Raw genomic sequence first — 23,501 nt, 5'->3', positions numbered from 1 at the left:
GCGCTTCGGCCACCGCCGACCCCAGGCGCCCAAGCTGCCCGAGGCCGCCTGGATCAACCAGCCCTCACAGGAGGCCCTCATACAGACCGCCTGACGGAATCTGTCTCACCCGCCTTGACACTTTCCGGCCATCGACAAGGCGCACGCTGACCCCACGGTTATCGACCTCGCACTGGGACGCGAGTTGACCCCGCGTGAACGCGAAGCGGCGACGCGGCTATTCCAGGAGATTCGCCAAGGGATACTTGCTCCCGTCATCGCAGTTGTCGACCCTGGAACCACGGGCGCAGGCCACGTCCCTCTCGATGCGGACGACGAGAAGCGCACATGGCTGGCCATCGGCGCGAAGGTCCAGCTCACTCCGATGCCGGCGATCATCTACCTCGCGACAGTGATCGGGTCCGAGGTGTTCCCCCTCGCAGCCCACACGGTCGTGCAACCGGGTGAGGATTACTTCGGTGCCCTCCGCGATGCTCGCCGTGGTTTGCCGCCCCTGTTAGCTGCGAAGTTTTCCGCCGGCGAGCGACTGATGGCGCACAAGCTCCTCGTGGAGACAGAAGCTGACTACTTTGAGTCAGGCATCGAGCCGCCTGGAACTACGGAGCTGGACCGGCGTGGATTCCCATACTTGTTCGCGGACGGGAAGAAGAAGTCTGTTCTTGTCTTGGCTCCTACGTCGGGCGGCAAGAGTCGATTCGGTCAGCTCGCCCTGATCCAGACCGTTCTCGATGTGAAGCGTGAGGTTCCCGCCGCGTTTGGAGGCGTCGTCGTGCTGGTACCGACGAAGGCGCTCGTCGACCAGGTATCACGGGAGGTCCGTCACACCCTCGCTGAAACTGAGGCTTCTAGCTGGATCGTTCTTGAGGGATCGCGGGACTTCCCCCAGCACGACGAGAGCATCCGTACCGGCCGCTTCGATATCGCGGTCGTCATCCCCGAAAAGCTCGCAGCACTCGTCCGAGCGGGGATGAGCACCGAACGCGTGCCGCTGCTGCTCGTTGACGAACTGCAGCACATCGTCGACGGCCGACGGGGGCTCAAGCTTGAGAGCCTGTTGCTCGATGTGTTTCGTCGCGAGTCCGTCCCACGCTTCGTCGGGCTATCTGCCTCCTTGGCGCCGGAAACGATTGAGCTTCTCGCATCCTGGTTCACCAAGAACGGCCTGGAGGTGGACATCCTCGAGATTGCCTCGAGGCCGGTTCCACTCACCGTGTCGGTGGTTGACGACTATCGACGGATCAGTAGTCGCACACATGTACGGGACGAGCGGACACTCGAGCAGAAGCGGCTACCGGACGTTCCTGCGGTATTGGGGAACGGCCAACTGCGCCAGACTGCGAAGGATTTGCGGCGAACACTTGCGCTTGTGATGGAGTTGCTCTCACCCCACGTTTCTGAAGGAAGGTTCCAGTCAGAGGCGCCATCGATTCTGGTGTTCGTCAGCTCCAAACGAATCGCCGAGAACTTGGCGGAGGCGTGTCGCGAACTCTTCGTCCGTCACTTGGCGCTGGACCCGGTGGAACTCGCCAGTCTTGAGCGACCGCTTCACAGCTATCGATTTTCACAGTTCACGCACGACAACGAGGCGACAGATCCGACCACGACGTTGCGAATGTTGGCTCCCACGCCTGTCCGACATCAGCTCGTCGACGCGCTCGCCACCGGCGTTGGATTTCACTCGGCTTCGCTAACGGCCGTCGGGAGGGAGATCATCGAGACACTCTTCCGCCAAGGCGTCGTTCGTGTTCTCTTTGCAACGGACACACTCCGACTGGGAATCAACCTTCCGGCGGATGTGGTCGTGAACGGAGATCTGATCGCCTACACCGGCGACGCCAATCCGCGATTTGTGGACAAGGACGTCCTCCTTCAGCGCCTCGGGCGTGCAGGTCGACTACTCCACTCTCGTGGCGGCCAAGGGCGCGGGTACCTTGTCGTGCCTGAGAAGATCCCAGACTCCGTCCGACACCAGACGGACGAGCGGACCGCTGAAACTCTAACCGGTCGGAGGAAGGCGACCTGGGAGGAAGTCAAACGGGCAGCCACCGACGACGCCTCCCTGTTCAGGGCTTTCGTTGCAGACTGGTCAGGGGGTGCGCACTACACCACGCCTGACGACGACCTCTGGTTCGAGGACCTTCTGCTCCAGTATCTCGAGTACCTTCCCGGCAGAGCCCTCGCGGAGGATTCACTTTACGGCGAGACTGCCGCGCTCTTCTCCCGAACAATGGCTGGAGTCGCGGGTGATCGTATGCCGCCGAGCGCAATCGAATCGCTCAAGAGCATTGGTGCTATCCGAGTCGTTGCGGGGGCCGTGCGATTGACCGATGCCGGACGGGCGACGGCTGTGAACGCACTAGGGGTCGGTGACCTCCCAGTGATCCAGGAACTGGCGGTCGAAGCCGTCCAAGGCGCCGGCCCTCTGACACTCCTCTACATAGCATGCACATCGGACTTCATTGGTCGGTCGAGCCAACACCTTGGCGTACGTCCCTCGGCGAGTGCGAACGTACTCGAAGAGATGCTCCGGCACGTATCCAAGGCCTACGAGGCGTCACGTAAGGCTAGCTATCGCGGAACATTCATGCGTCACTTCCCCGAGGAGATTCTCGATGCGATCGGAGATGGCGACGCAGCAGACGAGTTGCGCAGTATTCTCACCGTGGGTTCGGCCAGGCGTGCGAGCGACGTTCAACTCACTGCACTATGGCGCGCATTCAACGTCTATCTTCGATGGGTCGGGTCTCCATACAGGCAGATTGCGGAACTGAAGAATCCAACGGGTGCAACCGTTCCCGAGGTTGCACTGGACAGTCTTGCGGGCAACGTCGCATACTTCCTCGCCGCTGCGTCTGACCTGCTGGGGTCGAACCCCTCCACGATGCACTTCCGCACCCTCGCCTATTTCGCGGCAGAGGTCGAACTCGGCGTACCGGCGACCCTAGCGCCGTTCGTGCGACTCAACCGACCGAGCCTCAATCGCGAACGACTCCTCGGAATCGCAAAGCTCCTTGTAAGCATGGGCCCTCAGTGGGACGGCCTGTCTGAGCTCTTCGACCTGTACCTCGAGAAGCAGGGGTCATTGCCGTCACAGGACGGCTGGCACCCACTTCCTCCGTCGGAAGTTGAGTGGATATCGGGGCAGCTCACACGCATCGACGAGCGGCGCCGATCGGCGGCGTACTCTGTTTCCCCGGACGTCGAGACGATGCTGGTTCCGGGTCTAGAAGGTCACCGGGTTTCAGACGTCCTTCATCAGATTCCTCAAGGCAACGGACCGCAGATCCTCGTTAGCATGCTCACACCGTTTGACGTCCAACCGCACCACGACGAGGAACTGAGGGCGGTGAGTATCGATCTTCGAACAACTGATGATCGGCCGCACCGGACGTACTTCTACTTTCCGGATGACGTCGTTACGAACGAGTACCTCAAGTCCGTGTCCGCTCGGCTCCGAGAGGATGAGAACGCCCTCGTTGTGGCAGTCGAGGGGGTAACCTTCGGGGCCGAAGCCAGTGGCCGTTTCTTGGAGGATTCGTGCGCGGTCATCAATCCCAGCCTTCTGGTTGAACTCGTGGCCCGTCTCTACGCGCGGAATACCGCAACGGTGAGCAGTGACGAAGACGATCCAGACCCGCTTGCAGAGATCTTCGGCACGTCGGGAACATCTGATGTTGACATTGAGCCCGCCAGGCGGGAGTTGTCGCGAGTTCTCCTTAACAACGCTCCCGTGCTGAACAGAACCGATCTTGAGAATCGGCTCGCGTACGTTGACCTCGTGCGTCCTGCTACGGAATAGCTGCGAGTCGGGCCGTTCAACGGACGCGTGGGAACGAACGGATTCTTCCGTGTGGCCCTCGTGCCAGGAAGTATCGAGGGATGCCTCGGGACTCCGTTGCTGGCAGTGAGATCTGGCCTGCCCAGCCGTGTCCGGTGCGCGAGCCCGACTCACAGCGCTGCTCGGACATTTCGAGCCGTGCTCACCACTACCGGCAGTGGACATTTCGTCGACGAGTCTGCAGCTTGCGTCGGCGCACGGCGGACATCTCTGAGCGGTTCCTACAGTTCTTGTAGGTTCCACGTGAAGATGGCCGTTTCTGTGTCAACTTGGCCCGCACTTGGCCATTCGGCCAAGTGCGGTGGATGGATTTGGCATCGACGTGATCGGGCGGCTCATCTCCGTCGACCCGGTCTGGCGTGGGGTCGCGGTCAGAGTGGGCTGTTCACATCCAACACGCGAGAATATTTCTGCACATGGATCGCGCGATTGTCGGAGGCGCTGACTAAGATGGGAGTCATGGCAGAGTTTGCTTCTGATCGCCGGACCGGCCGGGTGATGCTCGGCACGGTCCGAGTTGCGCGTGGGTGGACGCAGGGTGCGTTGTCCGAAGCCACGGGGATCTCGCAAGCGGTGCTGTCGAAGGCGGAATCCGGGCTGGTGGAGTTGGACCCCGACCGCCTGGAGAAGCTGAGCGGTGTGCTGCGTGTTCCACCGGTGCTGCTGACGGTCCCGGTGGATGAGGGAGCGGCGCCGTATGTGTTCCATCGCAAGCGCTCCACGTTGCCCCTGTCGGTGGCGAACCGGTTGCGGGCAGAACTGGAATTGCTGCACTTGCAAGTGACGGGGCTCGTCGCGGGAGACACGCCGGTGCGGCTGGTGCGGCACCCGCTTCCGCCCGATGGCTTCGATACTCCGGAGGAGATCGCGCAGGAGGTGCGTGCGTCGATCGGTATCGCGTCCGGTCCGCTGGAAGACCTCGTGCGCTCGCTGGAGGATGCCGGGGTTGTGGTGGTGAAGCGATCGTTGGGGTCGGAGCGGATCGATGCGATGGTGAGCTGGCCGGAAGGACAGCGACCAGTGGTGCTGCTGGGAGATCACATTCCGCCGGATCGGCAGCGGTTCTCGCTGGCGCATGAGCTTGCGCACGCGGTGATGCATCAGGTGCCGTCGGAGACGCAGGAGTCTGAGGCGGATCGGTTCGCGGCGGAGTTCTTGATGCCGGCGCAGGATGTGCGCATGGATCTGGCGGCGGCACCGGTGACGATCCCGGGCTTGGCACGGTTGAAGTCGAAGTGGCGGGTGTCGATCGCGGCGCTGCTGCGGCGTGCGGTGGATCTGGATGTGATCAGCGAGGGCCGTTACCGGCAGTTGAACATCGAGCTCTCCCGCGCCGGATATCGGAGCGTAGAGCCGGTAGCGATCGCCGAGGAACATCCTGGTCTGATCGACCGGGTGGTGCAGCAGCGGCTGAATGAGGGTGAGAGCGTCGCAGAGCTCGCGCGCGACGCGTTCCTGGTTCAGGACGAGTTCGAAGACCTTTACGTGAGGAGCGCAGCATGACCGATCGGGCCAACATCGAGGTGGTCGACAGCTCTCTGGTTTCGCGGACGACGCGTGAGTCGCTCGCCGGTGCCACGCTGGTCGAGCGCACTTTGGGCGGGCGAGTGTTCACGATGGCTGGCGGTGAGACGATGCAGACCGCCCCGCACGTGAACATGGAACACGGCGGCATGGTGTTGTCGGGGCCGACGGCTCTTCAGACCGCCTGGCGCCTGCGGGCGCGGCATCAGGATTTGGTTTTCCTTATCGAGCCGACTTCGGTGCTCGCTCCGGCGACGGCCGAGCGCCCGTTGATTATCGATGAACCGGTGGATGCGCTCATCGCGCCCACGGTGGAGGAGACTCTCCAGGCGCAGCGCGATGCAGGCGCGGCGGTCGCGGTGATCCCAGCGGGGTTTGTGGACGTCGCAGACCCGGGGGCGCTTAAGGCGGTCCTCGCGGCTGCGGACAATATCGACCGCGACGACGTGATCCTCCCGTTGGCCGTCCATCAGAAGTGGTCGACGCCGGATCACATCTCGCAGTTGATCGCGGTCGCCGCGCGGAGCCGTCATCCGGTGGCGTTGGCGCTGGGAGCGAAGGCGGGTGATCCTCTGAATCTCAAGGGGGCGCCGGAGTCGTATCGCCGGTTCTTCGGCGAGGTGAAGGGTGCGGTGCCGTGGCGGGCGGACTTCGCTGGCATCGATGCGTTCGCGTCCGGCGCTCGCGCGGCCGTGATCGGGCAGATCCCGAGCCTGCGGCGCCTGCCGGTGCCGGGCAGCCGACCGTACTCGAGTCGCCCTGGTGATCGCACGCCGCACGTGCTGATGCCGGAGCTGATGCGATTCGCCCGGTCCAGCGAGATGCACCTGAAGTGGTTCGCCAGCGCGACTCCGTGGCCGTGCCCGTGTCGCCACTGTGAGGGACGCGCGGTGGACTCGTTCACCGGCTCCGATGAGGATCGGCTCCGGGCTCACCTGCACAATCTGGCCGCGCTGGACGAGATCGCAGGTATCGTCACCTCGATGGGGACCTCTCAAGTGGCACGGTGGTGGAATCAGCGTCTGGCGGAGGCTGAAGCGGAGCATGTTCGGCTCGCCCAGCACACGGGTGTCATGATCTCGATGCCGCCGACACTTGCCCGGTGGCGGTCGCTGAGCTGAGCGCCTGGCCGTAGATGCGCTCAGCGAACAGCCAGGAGGCGCCAGTGAACCGGGCGGGCTGGAAGGGCGCCGACGCGGCGACGGTCCGCTCGCCGTTGGCGTCGGCCACCGTAACGCCGACACCGTAGAAGGTTGCTTCGAGCAACAATATCTCGTCGAGCCGTCCAGAGGGGACGACGAGTCGACGACGCCCGTAGGGGGCGAATGTCGTCGCCAACTGCAGGGTGCTGCGACGGAACGGGCCGAACACCGATATCAGCCGCACCGTCACGGGAGGCTCCGCTCTTCGGATGAGAGTGGACTGGCTGCGGGCGACGGCGCGCTCTTCGGCGAACCCGCAGCGGACGGCTCGCCGAGCCAGGCGCCGCTCGTACGCATCGAGGCCCGCGAGGGCGGTGGGCTGATCGACGGGGAGCGTCAGCAGGAACCGCAGAGTGTCCAGGTCTTGTACAGACCCCGCCGCGTTTGTGGCGCGGCGGCGCTGGATCTCCGGGAGGTGAAGCTCGAGGTCGACGTGGACGCGATGGGCACCGGTTTGCCAACTCACCCCGGACGTCCCGGCGACGGTCGTGGAGGGGCTAGCTGTCATAGGGGCCTCCGATGCCCAGGGTGTCAGTCACCTCGGACGTGAGTTGAGATGCCGCCTGCCATACGAGATGGTCGCGACGCTGGTAGGCGAGGGTGCGTTCTCCCTCGAGATGGCCCACGACCTCGATGAGGCCGGCGCGTTTGAGTCGTGCGAGCATGCCGTGCACGATGCTCCCGGCCAGGCCCGTGGCCCGTTCGATGGCGGGAGCGTTGAACGTTGCGTCCGGTGCCTGCGAGATCTGCCACATCACGGAAAGCATGTGCTCGCTGCCGAAGACCGCCTTCGACAGCTCGGCCGCGCGGGCAAGGGTTGGCACCTACCCAGTCTAGATCAAATTCAAGATTCATGAAACATGGAGAACGCACCAGTGTGTGCTCTGGACGCCGCACCTTGCGAATTCGGCAGCGGTGGCACGTGGTGGCGCGACGCACGTCGAACACGTCGCTCACCGGTCGTCGCGACCGAGCTGTGGGTCGATCCGGGGCGCCGTGGGTTAGCTGGCGGCTCGATGCTGCGGGATCTCGGGCGCAGCTTCGGCGTACTCGCGGGCGGCGCGCATGTAGGGGTTGTCGCGGACCTGGTACAGCGTGGTCTTCTCCCCGGGCACACGGCCCAGGTACTCGATGAAATGCCTGGACTTCAGCCTCTTGATGAGCGGGTGGATGATCCCGCCGGGCAGTCCGGTGGCGTCGATGATCTGCTTCGGGGAGAACGGTTCATCGCCGTGCCGGGTGATCTCGACCAGCACGGTGTGCATGTAGCTGTTCCCGAAGAGCGCTTTGGAGTCTTCGGGGGCAATCGGGTGGATCGCCGTCATGCTCCGAGTGTCTCATATGCGTCGGACGCCGCCGACTGGTCGGCGGAGGTTTGTTGTGTATCTGACAGGCGCAACATCGAGCTTGGTAGTGAATGTGACATTTACTAGTGATTAGCTGTTTAGTGATTTAGTACAAAGCTGCTCACTTCTTTCTGTGGCGTCGGTGAGTTCCGCTGCGCGGTCGCGGGGCAACAGCATGTGTTCATGCGCACGCACCGCTGTCAGGTTCCGACCGGGGACACGGGCGATGGTGAGCTGCGGGCCGGGGAGCCGGGTCGGGGATGATCGCGGTGGCGTCGACGATCCGGATCCGTATGATGCAGGATCACGTCGACGTCGTTTCGCTGCCGGATGCCCGGTTGGGGGTGTTCGCGGCGGCGGTGCCGTGGCGTGAGTTCCGCTGGTACCGCAAGCAGCGTCACTTCTCCGGCTCGTACTGGTCCGCGACGATGCAGGCGCCCGTGGGGTACGAGTCGCGGCTGGAGTACGCGAACCTGCTGCTGTGCGACTTCGACCCGCGAGTGGACTGGATCCTGTCCCAGCCGTTCCTGATGGAGGGCGACGATCACGGCACGACCCGCAGGCACATCCCGGACTATCTGATCTCGCACACAGACCGGTTGGTGTGCGTTGTCGATGTGAAGCCGGCGGCGAAGCTGCAGGTCCCGGCGGTGCGGGACTCGCTGGACTGGACGCGGCGGGAGGTCGAGGCGCATGGCTGGGAGTACCGGGTGTGCTCCGAGCCCGATCCGGTGCTGCTGGCGAATGTGCAGTTCCTCGCCGGGTACCGGCGCAGCTTCCAGTTCGATCCCGGGCAGGTCGATGCCGCGGCGACCGTGCTGGGAGCCGCTGTGACGTTCGGGGAAGCGGTGCGTGCCGTGACTCCGATCGCGGGAGAGCAGCGGTTCGCCCGTTCCCTCGTGCTGCACCTGCTGTGGACACAGCGTTTGCGCACGGACCTGTCCCACCTGTTGAGCACGACGAGCGTATTGGAGCTGACATGAGCGCACGAGACGACCTTCGACCTGGCACTCCCTCCCTGCTCTTCGAGGAGGCTGGCCCGGAGCGGTCGACGAGATCGGAGCGCGACCGCGAGGCCGACACGGCGCGAGCATGCGAGGCGCTGGGCATCCCCGTGGCCCTGCCGGTGCCCCCGCAGTCACCGAGAGCGGACAAGGAAGCGGCAGCCCAGCTGCTGCGCGCCGTTGAGGAGTACCTGCGGCAAGTGCTCGGTACGCGCGTCGTGCAGCCACCGGCGCGGCATCTTCGCGTGACGGCGGAGAGCGGCTCATCCCTCCGTGACACGGCCTGAGTCCCGGCACCCGATCCCCGACTACTCACTTTGAGAGGAAGCATGATGATGGATAGCTGGATGCTGCGACCTGGGATGGACTTCGTCTACGACGGGGAGGCGTGCACGGTCGCGGAGATCGCTGACGGGGCGGTGATCATCCGCGACCGCACGGGCCGGCACCGCCGACTCCGGATGGTCGACGTGCTGCGCCCCGCCGCCGAGGGCGGCAAGGCCCACATCCCTGGCCACACGCGGGAAAGGGATGCTACTCCGCTGGGGGTGCTGTGGGCGGACGCTACCGACTCCGCGAAGGCACGCACCATGGAGCGCGCCGACCACGTCCGCGAGGTGCTCACCGGATACAAGTCCGGCACTCCGCAGATCCCGCGGGAGGGTGAGCCGCGCCTGGAATACCACCCGCAGCACAGTCTGCGACAGCGGACTGCGGCGAAGGCGACCGAACTCGGGAAGGGCGAACGGACCGTGCGCCGCTGGGTGGCGCAGTACCGGGAGTCCGGGGAGGCGGGCCTGATGGACTACCGGTCCTCCCAAGCCGGAAACGCGCTGACCGGGTTCGACCCGCGGTGGATCGCTACCGCGCAGACGGTCCTGGATGAGCAGACCCCCGAAGCGAAGGTCTCCAAGAAGATCATCATCGACCGGATCAATGCACGCACCGAGCGCGTCCACGGCCCGGGGACAGTGAAGCGCCCCTCGCGCGCGAGCGCGTACAACGCGCTGGCTGAGCTGGATCGAGGCCGGGCCACATTCACCGGCCCCACCAAACGCAAACGGTCGACCGCGAACCGACCCTCCGCACCCTACGGGCGGTTGTCGGCGGTCCGGCCGGGCGAGTACGTGCTGATGGACACCACGCCGCTGAACGTGTTCGCCGTCGCCCCGGTGACCGGGAAATGGGTGTCAGCGGATCTCACGATCGCGATGGACCTGTACTCGCGGTGCATCCTCGGACTGCGGCTCACGCCGGGTTCGACGAAATCGATCGACGTCGCCGGCGTGCTGATGGAGGCGCTGCAACCGTTTGATACGCCCACGGATTGGGGCACGTCCGCTCGCTGGCCGTACCACGGTCTGCCCGACACGCTGCTGGTAGACCCGACCCGTACGAAGGTGTCCCGGTTCACCCGCGCCGGCATCCTGCCGGAGACGCTGGTCGTCGACCACGGCGCCGCCTACCTGTCGGAGCATCTCACCAGCGGGTGCGCCCGGTTGGGGATCTCGATCCAACCCGCCCGGATCTACCAGCCCACCGACAAGAGCCCCGTGGAACGATTCTTCCGCACCCTCGACGACCTGCTGCAAGAGCTGCCCGGCTACAAGGGCGCGGACGTCGCCGGACGCGGCGAGGACCCCGAAGCAGAGGCCGTCTACACGGTGCCGCAGCTGGAGCAGATCATCCGGGAATGGGTAGCCACCGTCTACCACCTTCGTCCCCACAGTTCGTTGGAGGATCCAAACCTGCCCGGGGTAAAGCTCAGCCCCGCGCAACGATACGAACAGGGCCTGGCTGTCGCGGGACAGCTGCGTCTGCCCACCGACCGGAACGTGCTGCTGGAGCTGCTGCCGGTGGTGAAGCGGCAGTTCAACCACTACGGGGTGGAGATCCACAAACTCCGCTACACCGGCGAGTCGGTCGCGAAGTACCGCAACCGGGCCCGGTCGATCCACCGCGACAAGGGTACGGAGTGGCCATTCTTCGTCAACCCCGACGACCTCACCAGAATCTACTTCCACGACCCCGAGGACCACACCTGGCACACCCTCGAATGGGAGCACAAGGGCAGCTTCGACACCCCGTTCAGCCTGGACGCGTTGGAGTACGCGAAGAAGATCGCAATCCGGCAGGGTCGCCCCTCCCAGGTTGACGACGTCGCCGCGCAGCTGCTGGAGGACTGGGGCGCCGGCCGTGGTCTGACGCCATCGGAGCGGCGGATGAGCGCCCGGATGGCCGCACAGCTGAACGACAAGGAACCGGACCCGGACGGGGTGTGGTCGCTACGCACCGTGCAACGGATGCTCGACGCGGAACTGACCGCCTCGTCTGATCTCGGAACCGAGCTCACCGGCTCCGTCCGCGACCCGCGCCGACGCGTCGACACGCCCGAGACCGGTGATGATGACGACGAGGACGACATCGACGAGCCCACCATCCGCGGCGACTACCACTTCGAACCGATGGAGATGCTCCGATGACCAGCCCGACGAGCGCCCCGCAGCAGCCGCCCCGCCAACGGAGCCTCTCCACCTACGAGGGCTGGACAGACTTCGCCGAACGGCCTCCCCGCGCTCGCCCTGAGGAGCTCTCGCGCGCCCAGCTGGAGTCGTTGCCTGCTCGCGATCGCGTCGTCTACGACTTGGAGCGGCGGGTGTGGCACGCGAACATCCTGCTGCGCACACGGCAGGTAGAGGACATCGAACTGCAGCTGGCGGACATCCTCGACTCCAACCTGCAGGACTCCGACCGGGTGAAGTCAGCCGCAGCGATCGACGCCCCGCCGGCGCTCGGGAAGTCGACCGTGGTGAACAACTTCGGCCGCGTGTTCCACCAGCAGCGGATCGCGGAGGCCGGGGGATGGCTGGACGCGGACAGGGACGTGCGGCACCTGCCGGTGTGTCATGTGACGCTGACGGGGCGGCTGACGATCAAGGGCCTGCACATGATGATCCTCGGCTTCTACGCCCACCCCGCCACCGCCGGCATCCTGCACCGCTCCATGGCCGGCCGGGACCTGGCCCGGGCGGCGGCGGAGTGCATCGAACGGCATGACACCCGGCTGGTGATCGTTGACGACCTGCACTTCTTGAACATGCGCACCCGCGACGGGGTCGAAGTCGCCAACCAGCTGAAGTGGCTCGCAAACGAATACAACGCGACGTTCTTGTTCGCCGGCGTCGCCCTCCGCGCCCGCGGCCTGGTGGGTGAAGGGGAGACCGGCCGGGAGGCGGCGATGGCGCAGACCTTCCGCCGATGGACCGTCCTCGGGCTCAGCCCCTTCACGCTTACCCACAAGAGGGGCAGGGAGGAGTGGGACCGGCTGCTATTCGGCGTCGAACAAGCTCTCGTCCTCACCGGTGCTCGCCCCGGGATGCTGGTCGACCTGTCCCGGTACCTGTTCGCCCGCACCACCGGCAACATCGGATCCCTCATGGACCTGATCCGTCGCGGCGCGTCCCGCGCGATCCGCACAGGGCGGGAGGTCATCGATCGGGAACTGCTCGACGACATCCGCATCGATGAGGGCGCGGAGACGGAGCGCCGCGAGCTTGAGGCGAAGCTGGATCAGCAGCTGCGAAACCACCAGGCACGCCGCCGCAAGAACCAGGACGGCGAGGCGGCCGCCGCATGACCACGACGTCGACGATTTCCTATGAGGTGCGGGTGCTGCCGTTTCGGGTGCGGCCGCTGCCTGATGAGCCGTTCGACTCTTGGCTGGAGAAGATGGCGGCCACCTATGGGGCGACGATGAACGAGATGGCCTGCGCGCTCGGCCTCATCGAGCAGCAGGAGGGTGTGGCGGTGTCGGCGACCGCGTGGATGGCGGACAGTTGGGCCACCGCGCTGACTGATGAGCAGGCGTCGCGGCTCGAGGCGTCGACGGGCATTCCGGCGGATCAGTTCCAGGAGATGACGAGAATGCGGTTCGCGCACCATGCGATCCGGTACACCCGGCGGGGGCGGATCAGTTCGCAATGCCCGGCGGCGGGGACCGCGGGACGCTACTGCCCGGAGTGCCTGGTCGATTCGGGTGGCCGGTGGCGGATGTCGTGGCAGTTCCCGTTCGGGTTCGCCTGTTTTCGCCACCGCCGCCTGCTCGTGGACCGGTGCCCCGTGTGTGATCGTCCTGCCCGGTACCGTGCCCACCCGCTCGCGCTTGTTCCCGTTCCTGGCCGGTGCCACAATCCCGTCCAAGGGCCGGGACGGGGCCCGCAAGCGAACCGGTGTCGGGCCGACCTCACGGCCGACCCGACCCGCACTCCAGTGTCGCGGGCGGTCCTGGATGCGCAGCGGGCGTTGATGCGGATCGTTTCCACCGGCGGGGCAGGGTTCGGGATCTATGCGGAGGCGCCGCAGCCGGCGGTCGCGGTGCTGGAAGACACTCGGTTGCTGTCCCGTACCGCCCGGCACGCGATTGCCGCCGGCGATCGCCTCGACATCAGTCCGCTTGGTGAGGAGCTCGTGGCGCTGTTTAGGGCGAGCGAGGATTGGACGACGGCAGTACGGGCACGACCGGATTCTGCCGTCGGGGCCGCCGTCGGCACCACCCTCGCCGTCACCGCACTGGCGAAGCCGGGCAGTGTCGCCGCGCTGCTGCAGGGGCGGCTGGCTCAGAGTTCGTCGTACACGGCGCACACGCCGCAACTGCAGACCCTGATCGCGGCCGCGCTGGGGCGTCGTCGCCGGCCGACGGTGTTCCTGCAGTCCGCACCACCGTCAGGGGTCAGCCCGGTCGAACGAGCGCGAAAGGTACCGGCACAGTTGTGGGGCGAGTGGATCACCCGGTACGCGCCGCAACGGGTCGGCAGTGAGGTGGTGGCGTCGGCGTTGGCGGCGGCGGTGGTGTTCACGGGCACGAGGCTCACACACTCCGCCGCTCTTGCATTGCTCGATCCGCAGGCGCCGGCCCGCCAGGTGACCCATGTGATGCGTGACCTCGGTCGCAGCTCTCATGACGTGGGCACCCTGCACGCGATCCTCCGGCTGGCCGCGTTCCTCGATACGCATGACGTGCCCGTTGACTACGCCCGACGTCGCGCCCTCGACTACAGCGGGATCCTCCTCGAATCCCAGTGGCAGGAGGTGTGCCGGGTGGCGGGGGTATCGGCTGGGGGTGGACGACGATGGCGTTTGGCCCGGGCGCTCCTGCACCGGACACTGTCGGGGAATCCGATCCATTCGATCCCGCCGGAGTGGGATCAGGCAGGGGTGACCGCGCCGGCCGTCGCCCGCTTCGCCGATGGACTGCCGTCAGCGGTGCGGACGGGACTCGACCAGCTCGCCGCGGACTTCCTTCTCGTCAACGGCATCGATGAGCCCGTCACATGGACACCCGAGCCTTCGGACGGTGTCCCGGACGCGCCTGCGGCGTGGGCGCGGAGCCGCCCAGCACGATCAACGGCCGCGGACGTGATGCCTCCCGATGTGTTAGCGCGGGCGTATGCGGCGGGGGCGTCGACGTACGAGATCGCCGCGGACGTGAACGTGTCCCGGCAGACCGTGGGCCGCATCCTCGCCGACACGGGCACCAAGTCGCGTCGCGGACGACCCCCCACCTTCACCCTCGATTCCGATTGGCTACGCGACCACTATGAGACGCAAGGGAGGACTATGGCACAGATCGCGCACCTTGCCGGATGCAGCGAGATGACCATCAACCGGCACCTGCACGCCGCCGGCATCACCGTCCGCCCCCGCGGGAAAGCAGGGACGTCATGACAACTGAGAAGCGAACCTCCCGTCGGCTGCAGCAAGCCGCCAGGGAACGCATGAAGGCGACCGGAGAGAAGTACACCACGGCACTGCAAGCACTCATCGATGCGGCGCCGTTGCCGAGCACATCCTCGCCGACCGCCCCACGCGAGACACTGACATCCTCCCCTGGCGAGGATCATCCTTCTGACGACGCCCGCGCCCCTGGCTGGGCTCGGCGGCGGTATATCTGGGATGACCGCTGAGGGGAGCTGCAGGGTGGTGTCGAACGACGGTGAAGTGTACGAGAAGCCGTGGTCGGCACCGCACCTCGTGCCGCTGTTCACTGAACTCACCGCTGATGAGACAGCGCCGGTGTGGGCGCGCCGCGCCGTGAGGTTCATCCACCGCCACACCCGCGAGCGTGGTCAGCCGCCGACCTTCCGTGAGGTGTTCGCGGAGCTCGCCGCCCACGACCCCGACGCCGCGGAGCGTCAGGAGGCGTGGTCTTCGGCGTCGGTGCGGTACCTGACGATGGTGCACTGGCGGCGTCGCGGATGGATCCGCTTCCGACGGGAACCGCGTACCCTCCGATCAGGTCCCGCGGCAGGCGAACTGTTTACACTCGGGCCCACGCGGTATACGCCGACGCGGAAGTCCCGCGCCTAGACAGTCCCCGGGGGCGAGTCGGGGTGGGCGGAGTCGAACGCGCCGAGGAGTTCTTCCAGCGCGACCCGTAGCTCGTTGTAGCCCATCGTGTAGAACAGCGCGTCGGAGTTTGAGGTTTCGCTGCCGTCGAGGTCGGTAATGGTCTGGCGGGCCTCACGGATTGCGATGTCGAGCCATGGTTCGGCGTCTGGGAGGCCGCGGATCCACGCGTCGATTTCGGTGAAGGGGACGGGCGTGTAGCCGTGGGCGTCGACGCCGACGTGGAACTGGTGCCCGTTCGGTCCGTGGTCGCGGGCGTGGGTGTAGGAGTGGGATCCCGTCGTCCCAGCGCGGTCGATGGGTGGTGTGCCGATCCGACTCCTGCGAGTCGCCCTTGTATGGGTAGTGAGAAGCGAGGATCCGATACCCGCGTCGGGTGCCTTCGATGACCTCCGGCAGAATCGTCCAACCGGCCGCTTCGTAGAGCGCCGCGAACCGTTCGATCGCCTTCTTCGACTGCGTCGCCGGTGACACCCGGTCGTGGTTTCCGGGGACCAGGAATCGGCGGCCGTGCAGTTGCGCGGTGATACCGATCGATTCCTCGATCGGGCCGAGCGCGACATCTCCGAGGTGGAGCACCACCTCTGTCGGACTGACCGTTTCGTTCCAGCGGCGGATGAGTTCAGCGTTCATCTCGTCGACCGTTGCGAACGGGCGATCCGCGAGTTCGCTGATCCGCGCGTGGCTGAAGTGGGTGTCCGCGGTGACGAAGTCGACCTGGTCGAAGTCGAACCGCGGATACAGGTTCACGACGACGCCCCTCTCGCAGGTGATCGGTGTCTCGCATGATCTGGTGTCTCTAGCGTGCCAGTAGGCGACGACAGGTATCGCTAGAGCTCGTCGAGATCGATCCCGAACTTCCGAGCGACATCGGCGAGCGGGACGTCCGGGCTGTCGGCGGGACGTTCCCGGGCGATGCGGGCGATCTCCTCCGCCTCGGCCGCGTCCTCCACCGCGGCGATCGCCGCCAGCTGCTCGACCAGCACCTCGACGGGCGTATCGTCGGCGGTCGCGCGGCGTCGGATCTCGGCGGCGGCGTGGCCGAGGGTGTACATCCGCTCCCACGGGTGGTCGCCGTGCCGGTCGATGGCGACAGTGTCGCGAGTGTAGCTGCGCTCGTCGCCGGGGACGAGCCAACTTTCGGTGCCGTCCGAGGTGCGGAAGAAGTCGACGTAGCAGTTCCCGCACGGCATCCGGTACACGCCTGGCTCGGTAGGTGCGGATTCGCTGCTCCGCGCGATCATGTCGCGGATGATCTGTTCCCAGTCGGTGTGGTCGTCTGTGTGCGGCACGGTGGTTCCCCTTCCAGCAGAACAGAGCAGTCTGTCATGCCGATGACGCGGTGTCCACGGCATCGGGGATCAGAGCCCGTCCACGTCGGGGTGTCCTCGAGGTGGTCTGGGATGGTGCCACACGAGCGCTAATCGAGGACAGCGGCCTGGTCGATCGCCAGGTTGATGGTGGTTTGCGCTGTGTGCCATGGAATGCGTTCTTGTTCGAGGCGGAGCGGCGGCTGTCCAGCGTCGAGATATTCCAGCGCGGCACGTTCATCTTGCGTGAGGACTGGTTCGGGTGGGTCTACGCGACCGCTCGGGTCGGCGTTCGCGAGTGGTTCGAACTCCCGGACAGTGTCGGCGTGCATGAGTAGGGAGGCGATCTCGGGCACCCTAGCCCGGGCACGCGACAGCAGTGTGATCCCGGCTCGATCGAGGTCTCCCCAGTACCAGGTGCGTGCGGACCGCAGCCATGGGAGCGCGTCGAGCACGTCGAGAAAGTTGCCAAGCGAATGAATCACTACAAGCCCTGCTCGGTCCTCTATTGGCGTCGCGGCCTCCTTGTTCTCGATGATCAGGACGTCATCGGGGGTGAGGGGGAGGCCGGCGACTTCTTCGACGGGTGCTCGGAGTTGGCGGATGCCGCCCACGAGTCGGCGGTCGGCGGGGTCGGCGAGGATGACGTCGACGTGGTTCGGCAGTCGCCGCAGTCCGAGTAGATCGAGGTCGTTGATGTCGAGTTCAGGGTCGACGGCTTCTGCGCCAAGATCAGCCACCCGGTTGGGGATGTCGGTTCGAAGCAGGCAGATGACGATCGCCTTGTGCCGTCCCAGCCACTTGGTGTGGAGACCTGTGACAGGGACTTGGCGGGCGGTGAGCCCGGATGCGGGGTTGTTGCGGAACCATTCCACGACGCGCAGGAGCAGTTCGAAGTCGTAATCGTCGAGGTCGACAATGCGGGGCAGGATCGGCCGCAGCTGGTCGGTGGAGACGTCGAGGTCTGCCAGTTGGGGGTAGCGGGAAATCGCGGTCTGCCAGTGGTTAGCGGTCGCGGGGTCGAGTCCAGCGAGCGCTGTTGGCCCAGGGATGTCGATGTGTGTGTAGACGACCTGAGCGCCAGCGGCCGTGCGGACGGTCGCGGTTCGCAGGCTGGTAGCGGGGTGCAGGTCGTGCCAGGCACGCCACGCATGTAGCCACGTCCGGACGGCCTCTTCTTGTGCGGGGATGGTTGACGCGGTGGGTGGCTGGAGGGGGAAGGTGATCTGTTCAGGGGAGGATTGTGTGAGCCAGGCGCGCCAGGACGACTTGTAGCGGGTGGTGATAAGACGTTCAACGTCTGCGGGGCTCCTCACGCGGCTTCCTCGATACTGAGCGCTTCGCTGATCGTCATCTCGAAGATGCGCACGCCCTGCGGGTTGGCTGGGTCGGAGTTGATGTATGCGACGGTTTCCACGTGGGACTCGAACGCCGTTGCCTTCTCACGCGGCGCGCCGATGATGAGCTGGAACCCGAGCGCGGACAAGGCGGCGAGGGCCCGTCCGGTGTAGTCGCTATCGGCTTTGACAAATCCTTCATCGAGCACGATCGACGCGTAGGTGGGAGGGGCGTCCGTTCCTTCGCCCAGCCGATATCTCAGGGCTGCGCCGAGGATGAATGCGATGAGTTCCTGCCCCTCCCCGCCGCTCATCCCGGAGACACCGTCGTGCACGATTTCGACGCCGTCGGCTCTCTTCTCGATTGCCTTGAACTCGACGTGTTCGCGCGCGTCGAATACGCGGCGACGCCAGCTCTCGCCGGTTCGGGTGAGGTCGTCGAGGAGGGCCAGTTTGCGGCGCAGCCGGTTGAAGTCGCGTTCGATCTTCTCCGCGTCGCGTTCGATGGATTGGTGGAGGGTGTTGCTGGTGTACTCCGAGATCGTGGAGCGGAACTCGTTGAGCTCACCGCTGGGTTTGTCGGAGACGTCGATCGTGAGGGTGGAGTCGACGCGGAACGCCACACGCTCGAGAACCCTATCGATGGGGGCGAGGCCTCGGACGATTGAGCGGCGATCGTCATCGATCTGGACGAGAAGTCCTCGCAGCTGTGTGTTCATGTCCTGGTCGACCTGCTCGAGCCAGCGTTGCTTGGTGCGGGGGAGGTCATCGGTGAGCAGCTGGTCGTGAATGGAGAGCAGCGCCGGCAGGCTGTCGATGCTCTCGTCGATTTCCCTCTGGTTTCGATCCTCCAGGCCGCGGAATGCACGGATGGTGGCGAGGACAGCGGTCTCGAGTGCTTCGCGTTCCTTCCTGAGTGAGACGAGCTGGTTCTGCAGATCCGTGGCCGCTTGCCCGTAGCTGGCTTCGATTGCCGCACGGAGCGCGCGACCCGTCGCCGTCGTGACATCGACGGGAGGTGCGAGGAATCCGAGTGTGCCGGTGGCCTCGCGTTCGTCGGCGTCCAACACGGCGGAGTCGTCGATGAGAAGAGATGACTCGTCTTCCAGGTCGACCAGCACTCCCCACGCTGCGTTCAGAGTCGTGAGCTTCGTCTCGATCTCGCGTGCGTGCAGCTCCGACTCGGTCATTTCTGTTCGCGCGTCGTCCAGTTGCTTCTGGAGTTCGGTGACTTCGGGGGTGTTGGCCTCGGCGATCTCCTCTTGGAGCTGTCGCACCTGGTCGGCTGCAGGTGCCGTATCGATGGATGACCAGTCGAGTTCTTCGAGGAGTGTCGTGAGGCGCTGTGCCCGATCGCGTGCGTCGTCGCGTGTGGCTTGAGCGGTGTTGGACGCGGCGTCAGCGGGTGCCAGTTCCGCGGTAAGCGACGCGAGGTTCTGCTCAAGGTCGCGGCGTAGATCGGCGGTGTCCCAGCCGATGAACGAGTACCTCTGTACCGAGTCGTCCTTCGCGAACCGTCCGAATGCTGCGGTGCGCATCCCTGCGCGGGTGACGGCGCCGTTGAGGTGTGACGCACGTTTGGTGTCCAGATCCGAGTCGCGTTCCACGAGCTGGTAGGAGAATCGGTCGACGAGCTCGTTGAGTACCCACGGGGCGAACGGTGAGTCCGCCAGTTCGACAATCGCCGGTACGGTGCCGGGTACCGGCTCGCGCTGAGAGCCCTGTTCGCGAACGGGAACGAGCGACACGTGCATCCGGGTGTCATGCTCATTGATGAATCGCCGAACGGTGATGAAGTGTTCCTGATCGACGACGAGATCCTTGGCGACGCCGCGCAGAACACTGAAGACGGCAGCCTCCCATGATTGGTGCTCGGCCTTGATCTGGATGAGTTCACCGAAGAAATGCAGCCGGTCCAGCGGCACGTTGGTAGCTGCGGCGATGTCGGCGCGCAGCTGAGCCGCCTCGGGAGAGATGTTGGATCGTCGGGAGCTGAGTTGATGCAGCTCGTGTGCGACCGACTTCCGTTGTCCGGCGATCATGCCCGCGCGGAGCACCGCAGCCTTGGCCTCGGCGTCAAGAGCGATCTGTTGGGTCTCCAGTTGGGTGCGCATATCGCTGAGGTCGTCCTGCAGAAGCAACAGATCACCCTGCGAGGCGGGCAGGGTGCGGTCGAACTCAGATAGGCGACGGGAGACGGCTGCGCGGTGAATGCCGATCCGGTCCAGGTTGTGCTGGGCGGTGTCGAGTTGGACCTTGAGGAGGGGTGCTTTGTCTCCGCCGGCCGAGGTGAGGCTGAGCAGGAGGTTGTCGAACGTTGTCTTCGCGTGTGTCCTTCGCGTGTTCGCTGCCTGCAGATCTTCGTTGGTCTCTGCCGTCGTCAGGCGATTGTCATCGATCCGTGCGCGCAACCAGTCGAGGAGCTTGTGGGCGTGCCAGATCCGTAGGCGCGCGGGGGTCCCTTCGGCCCGCTCCAAGAGGAGTGAAGTCTTGCGTGTGTGGTCTTTGCCCGCGTGCTGGTACTTCTCGGCGAGCTGAGGGAGGCGGGTGAGGGTCTCCAGCTGGCGTCGGGTGGCTTCGTACTCGTCATACAGACGTGACGCCTCTCGGTACGCCTCGAGCGCGGTTCCCCACCGGTCGAGCGCGAGCGGCTCGGTGAGCACAAACTCCTTGAACAGCGCGTTGATGTTGAAAATGCCTTTGGAGGCCTGGGCGCGGCGCAGCAGGTGCATGGCAAGGCGCTGGGATTCGTCGGACTTGCCCATCTCCATCACGGAGCGCATCTTCGCGTGGATCTTGCTCTGTGAGGAATCGACGAGATCACCGCGGCTGGTGTCGATCAGGCCGCTGAGCGTCGTCTTGGTCAGGGGCGATGAGCCGGAGCGGACACCGGTGAGCCCGTTCAGGCGGTCCAGGTCGAAGTCGCCGGAGACGAACCCGTAGATCGTATTCGCGTTGATCGCGTCGGCGCCGGTGGTGTCGCTGGCAACCCATGCGAGTCGAAACACCGTGACCCGTCGGCCATCGTCATGAGCCCACGTGATCGCAGCGCCGCTGGCGAACCCGTTTGTGCCGGGTGGACGCACGTAGGTGGTTGTGCCGGAGCGTCGGTTCTCGTCACGCCGCCGGTCAGTGAGCCCACGCGCGTACGTGTATACGGTGCGCTCGCGCTTCTGGCCTTTGTCGTCGCGTGCGGCCTGGTTGAACTCTTGCGGGTTGGGAAGGATGACCGAGGCCATCGCATCGAGCAGGGTGGACTTGCCGCGTCCGGACGGTCCGAGGATCGCGGTGCCGGCACGTTCGACATGCATGACCTGTAGGTCGGAGTATCCGCCCCAGTTCAGGACCTGGACCTTCTCGATGCGGAACTGCCCATTGATTAGCATCAGGACTCCTCGTCAAGGAGCTGGGCTGAGTTTTCGGTGCCATTCCCGTCATTTGCGGTGGCGCCTGCCCCGAGCCGGTATGCCGCTTCCAGCCGCGTCAGTTCATCGACACCGACAAGAGGTACCACGACTGGCGAGATCGTGTAGAGGTAGTCGGCGTCAGGGTCCTGGTTGAGCAGCCGCAGATCCTGCAGCTGCCGGATGGCGGCGGTGACGCGACGATCGAACTTCGCCTGGTCGCCGTCGTCATCCTGGCGGTAGGCGCTAAGGAACTCGTCGATCTGAGCCCGGGTGACCACGACGAGCTCGTCCTGGGGGTCGGCGTGGGCGCACTCCTGGCAGAGAAAGATGAGCAGGAACGAGGCGTCGCGACTGAGCGGGCGATCTTTGCGGAGGATGCGGGGAGTGTCCTCCTCCATGATCTGCCGTTTGAATGCGACGCCGTGGTCGTGGTCGATCTCCAGTGTCAGGTAGAGATCTGCGAGGCGGCCGCGGATCTCTTCTTCATACCCACGCAGGATGTCCCACACGGCGCGATTCCTCGTCCGGGTGATGAACCGGTTCGTGAGAAGCACGACGAGCGCGCGGCGGGCACCGTCAGGGAAATCCTCGGGGGCGTCAGGCGCTAGCTCTCCTGTATCGGTGGTGCCGTGTCCGTCGCTCATTCGTGCTCACCGATCATGATGGGTGTGTCGAAGCGTAGATGGGGGAGCGCGACGTGGAGTGCACGTTCCTGCGCGGGCTGGAGTGCGACGCGATCTCTGATGTGGTCTGATACCTGGCCGTAGGTGATGGCTAGATCAAGGAGGGAGACGAGTGCTCCCAGCCGTCGGAAGTCTGGCGGCGTCGCGTCGAAGACTTCGCTGCCGGTCACCGCACCGCGCTCACGGATCAGCCGGTTCACGGTCCGGGCGACGACTCTCGGGCTCGTCCCAGCCGCCAGCCGCAACGCCTCACGATCCGCAGTCGGGAGGTCTGCGTGCGGCGAGATCGCGCGGACCTGAACCTCTTGAGGTCCCCGGTCGATCCAAAACTGGGTCTGGGAGATGTCGGTGGTGTCGATCGTTCCGATGCCGAGCACGTCGCTGTCGATCACCGCGGGGCCGGGGTGCCGTTCGACCCATTCGGCGCCGGCGCTGAGCGCCCGGTCAGCGAGGGCGAGGAGGCGCCGGTGCTTCTCGTGTGTGCTCCTGGTGAGGAAGCGCCGCAGTGACGAGGTCCATTTGACGTAGCTCTGCTGTACGCGAAGTTGCGCGGCGAGCAGGGTCGAGAACATCGTCTCGAGCTGCGCCCGCTCGGTCACAGTCATGTGCTCGCGGGCGAACTCCTGGGAGAGGATCTGATCGATGTCGTCCGGGATGGATTGGGCCTGCTTGGACGTCAACAGCCTCGAAAACCCTTGGTAGGAGCGGCCCTCGGGGGTGTCGCCGAGGAGGTCGTGCTCGTGGAGGTAGTCCTCGACGAGCTCTGCTTTGGTAGGACCGTCGGCCATCGCTCGTCGGGCGACTCGCTGGTGACGGTCCTCGACAAGGGTGCGCAGTTGCCGGAAGTCCGCAGGCAGCGTGCGGGTCATCGCCAAGATCTCACGCAGCTGCTGTTGCTGCTCCTCCACGGTAGACAGCCGGGTCCGACCAGACTTGATGTCGTCCCGCTGCTTCTTGAGCCGGGAGATCTCCCGATCGATCCGACGAACCTGCACGCGCCGGTCGGGGTTGGTCATATCCGCGAGCGTGTGGACGGCATGCGCGATGCTCTCTAACCGAGCCGTGGTGACAGTGGTTTCACCGTCGACGATCTCACGGACGAACTGCAGGGCTCGCAGCGAGTAGGCGGAGAGCCGGTATCGCAGGCGGCCAGCGTCCATCTCCGTTTCCAGCCACCGGTCCTCGACCCACTTTTTACAGTGCTCGGCGGGAGTACGATCTCCCGTCATGCTCGGCAAGGCGTCGATGGTCTCAGCGACCCGCTCATGGAACCACTCCGCGGAGACGGAACCATCGATGGTCCCCAGGTGGGTGGCGAACAGCGGCAGGACCCAGTCGCGACTGTATGCGCCGAGAAGACGAAGAGTCGGGTTGGTGTCGACGGCTTCAGCCAACTGCTGTGGTGTTGCTGTCAACGGGTCCCCCCTGCCGGCCTCAGGTGTCGC

Annotated in this window: 18 protein-coding genes; 9 read left to right on the top strand and 9 right to left on the bottom strand. The window is 65.4% G+C overall.

Annotation, left to right across the window (positions count from 1 at the left end; translation table 11 throughout):
• Nucleotides 1-184: 184 nt before the first annotated feature.
• The 3 genes from FE256_RS08330 to FE256_RS08320 all read left to right on the top strand — a co-directional run bounded on the left by FE256_RS08330 (nt 185) and on the right by FE256_RS08320 (nt 6,483).
• A complete protein-coding gene (locus FE256_RS08330; protein ID WP_138174620.1) occupies nt 185-3,799 on the top strand; it encodes a DEAD/DEAH box helicase in 3,615 nt (1,204 codons plus the stop codon).
• 498 nt (nt 3,800-4,297) lie between these two features.
• The gene (locus FE256_RS08325) at nt 4,298-5,341 is read left to right on the top strand and encodes a helix-turn-helix domain-containing protein (RefSeq protein WP_171024262.1); all 1,044 of its coding nucleotides are present in this window, start codon (nt 4,298-4,300) and stop codon (nt 5,339-5,341) included.
• Entirely contained in the window at nt 5,338-6,483 is a 1,146-nt protein-coding gene (locus FE256_RS08320; RefSeq protein ID WP_138174616.1) for a hypothetical protein, read from the top strand. The genes FE256_RS08325 and FE256_RS08320 overlap by 4 nt, the downstream gene beginning before the upstream one ends.
• On the opposite strand, the gene FE256_RS08315 is transcribed toward FE256_RS08320, so the two are convergent.
• The 3 genes from FE256_RS08315 to FE256_RS08305 all read right to left on the bottom strand — a co-directional run bounded on the left by FE256_RS08315 (nt 6,434) and on the right by FE256_RS08305 (nt 7,889).
• A complete protein-coding gene (locus FE256_RS08315) occupies nt 6,434-7,072 on the bottom strand; it encodes a hypothetical protein (protein ID WP_171024261.1) in 639 nt (212 codons plus the stop codon). The genes FE256_RS08320 and FE256_RS08315 overlap by 50 nt on opposite strands.
• Nucleotides 7,062-7,388: a MarR family transcriptional regulator gene (locus FE256_RS08310; RefSeq protein WP_138174612.1), complete on the bottom strand. Its 327-nt coding sequence runs from the start codon at nt 7,386-7,388 to the stop codon at nt 7,062-7,064. Before FE256_RS08310 ends, FE256_RS08315 begins: the two co-directional genes overlap by 11 nt.
• Nucleotides 7,389-7,565: 177 nt before the next feature.
• A complete protein-coding gene (locus tag FE256_RS08305) occupies nt 7,566-7,889 on the bottom strand; it encodes a hypothetical protein (protein WP_138174610.1) in 324 nt (107 codons plus the stop codon).
• A 290-nt stretch (nt 7,890-8,179) separates the two neighbouring features.
• On the opposite strand from FE256_RS08305, the gene FE256_RS08300 reads away from it, so the two are divergent.
• From FE256_RS08300 to FE256_RS08275, 6 genes are all read left to right on the top strand, one after another.
• Entirely contained in the window at nt 8,180-8,893 is a 714-nt protein-coding gene (locus FE256_RS08300; protein WP_212743498.1) for a TnsA-like heteromeric transposase endonuclease subunit, read from the top strand.
• Nucleotides 8,890-9,201 carry a hypothetical protein gene (locus tag FE256_RS08295; RefSeq protein ID WP_138174608.1) on the top strand — a complete coding sequence of 104 codons (312 nt, stop codon included), beginning with the start codon at nt 8,890-8,892 and terminating at the stop codon, nt 9,199-9,201. Before FE256_RS08300 ends, FE256_RS08295 begins: the two co-directional genes overlap by 4 nt.
• A gap of 60 nt (nt 9,202-9,261) precedes the next feature.
• Nucleotides 9,262-11,397: a TnsB C-terminal domain-containing protein gene (locus FE256_RS08290; protein ID WP_171024260.1), complete on the top strand. Its 2,136-nt coding sequence runs from the start codon at nt 9,262-9,264 to the stop codon at nt 11,395-11,397.
• Nucleotides 11,394-12,551 (top strand): AAA family ATPase, encoded by a 1,158-nt coding sequence (locus FE256_RS08285; RefSeq protein ID WP_138174604.1) that lies wholly within the window; start codon nt 11,394-11,396, stop codon nt 12,549-12,551. Before FE256_RS08290 ends, FE256_RS08285 begins: the two co-directional genes overlap by 4 nt.
• Nucleotides 12,548-14,638 carry a TniQ family protein gene (locus FE256_RS08280; protein WP_138174602.1) on the top strand — a complete coding sequence of 697 codons (2,091 nt, stop codon included), beginning with the start codon at nt 12,548-12,550 and terminating at the stop codon, nt 14,636-14,638. The genes FE256_RS08285 and FE256_RS08280 overlap by 4 nt, the downstream gene beginning before the upstream one ends.
• A gap of 273 nt (nt 14,639-14,911) precedes the next feature.
• Nucleotides 14,912-15,280 (top strand): hypothetical protein, encoded by a 369-nt coding sequence (locus FE256_RS08275; RefSeq protein ID WP_138174600.1) that lies wholly within the window; start codon nt 14,912-14,914, stop codon nt 15,278-15,280.
• Nucleotides 15,281-15,433: 153 nt separating this feature from the next.
• Here the strand turns inward: FE256_RS08275 and FE256_RS08270 are convergent, their stop codons facing one another.
• From FE256_RS08270 to FE256_RS08245, 6 genes are all read right to left on the bottom strand, one after another.
• Nucleotides 15,434-16,069 carry a metallophosphoesterase gene (locus FE256_RS08270; protein ID WP_171024259.1) on the bottom strand — a complete coding sequence of 212 codons (636 nt, stop codon included), beginning with the start codon at nt 16,067-16,069 and terminating at the stop codon, nt 15,434-15,436.
• An 80-nt stretch (nt 16,070-16,149) separates the two neighbouring features.
• Nucleotides 16,150-16,611: a zinc ABC transporter ATPase gene (locus FE256_RS08265; RefSeq protein WP_138174597.1), complete on the bottom strand. Its 462-nt coding sequence runs from the start codon at nt 16,609-16,611 to the stop codon at nt 16,150-16,152.
• A gap of 128 nt (nt 16,612-16,739) precedes the next feature.
• Nucleotides 16,740-17,945 carry a Wadjet anti-phage system protein JetD domain-containing protein gene (locus FE256_RS08260; RefSeq protein WP_138174595.1) on the bottom strand — a complete coding sequence of 402 codons (1,206 nt, stop codon included), beginning with the start codon at nt 17,943-17,945 and terminating at the stop codon, nt 16,740-16,742.
• The gene (locus FE256_RS08255) at nt 17,942-21,352 is read right to left on the bottom strand and encodes an ATP-binding protein (protein ID WP_138174593.1); all 3,411 of its coding nucleotides are present in this window, start codon (nt 21,350-21,352) and stop codon (nt 17,942-17,944) included. The genes FE256_RS08260 and FE256_RS08255 overlap by 4 nt, the downstream gene beginning before the upstream one ends.
• A complete protein-coding gene (locus FE256_RS08250) occupies nt 21,352-22,017 on the bottom strand; it encodes a DUF4194 domain-containing protein (RefSeq protein ID WP_138174591.1) in 666 nt (221 codons plus the stop codon). The genes FE256_RS08255 and FE256_RS08250 overlap by 1 nt, the downstream gene beginning before the upstream one ends.
• On the bottom strand, nt 22,014-23,450 hold the full coding sequence (locus FE256_RS08245; RefSeq protein ID WP_171024258.1) for a DUF3375 family protein: 1,437 nt from the start codon (nt 23,448-23,450) through the stop codon (nt 22,014-22,016). The genes FE256_RS08250 and FE256_RS08245 overlap by 4 nt, the downstream gene beginning before the upstream one ends.
• Nucleotides 23,451-23,501 lie beyond the last annotated feature (51 nt).

Source organism: Microbacterium sp. 5K110 (assembly GCF_005774735.1).
In the GTDB taxonomy this organism is placed as follows: Bacteria; Actinomycetota; Actinomycetes; order Actinomycetales; family Microbacteriaceae; genus Microbacterium.
Note: the sequence above shows the minus strand (reverse complement) of the source record. Positions and strands in the feature narration are given on the sequence as shown.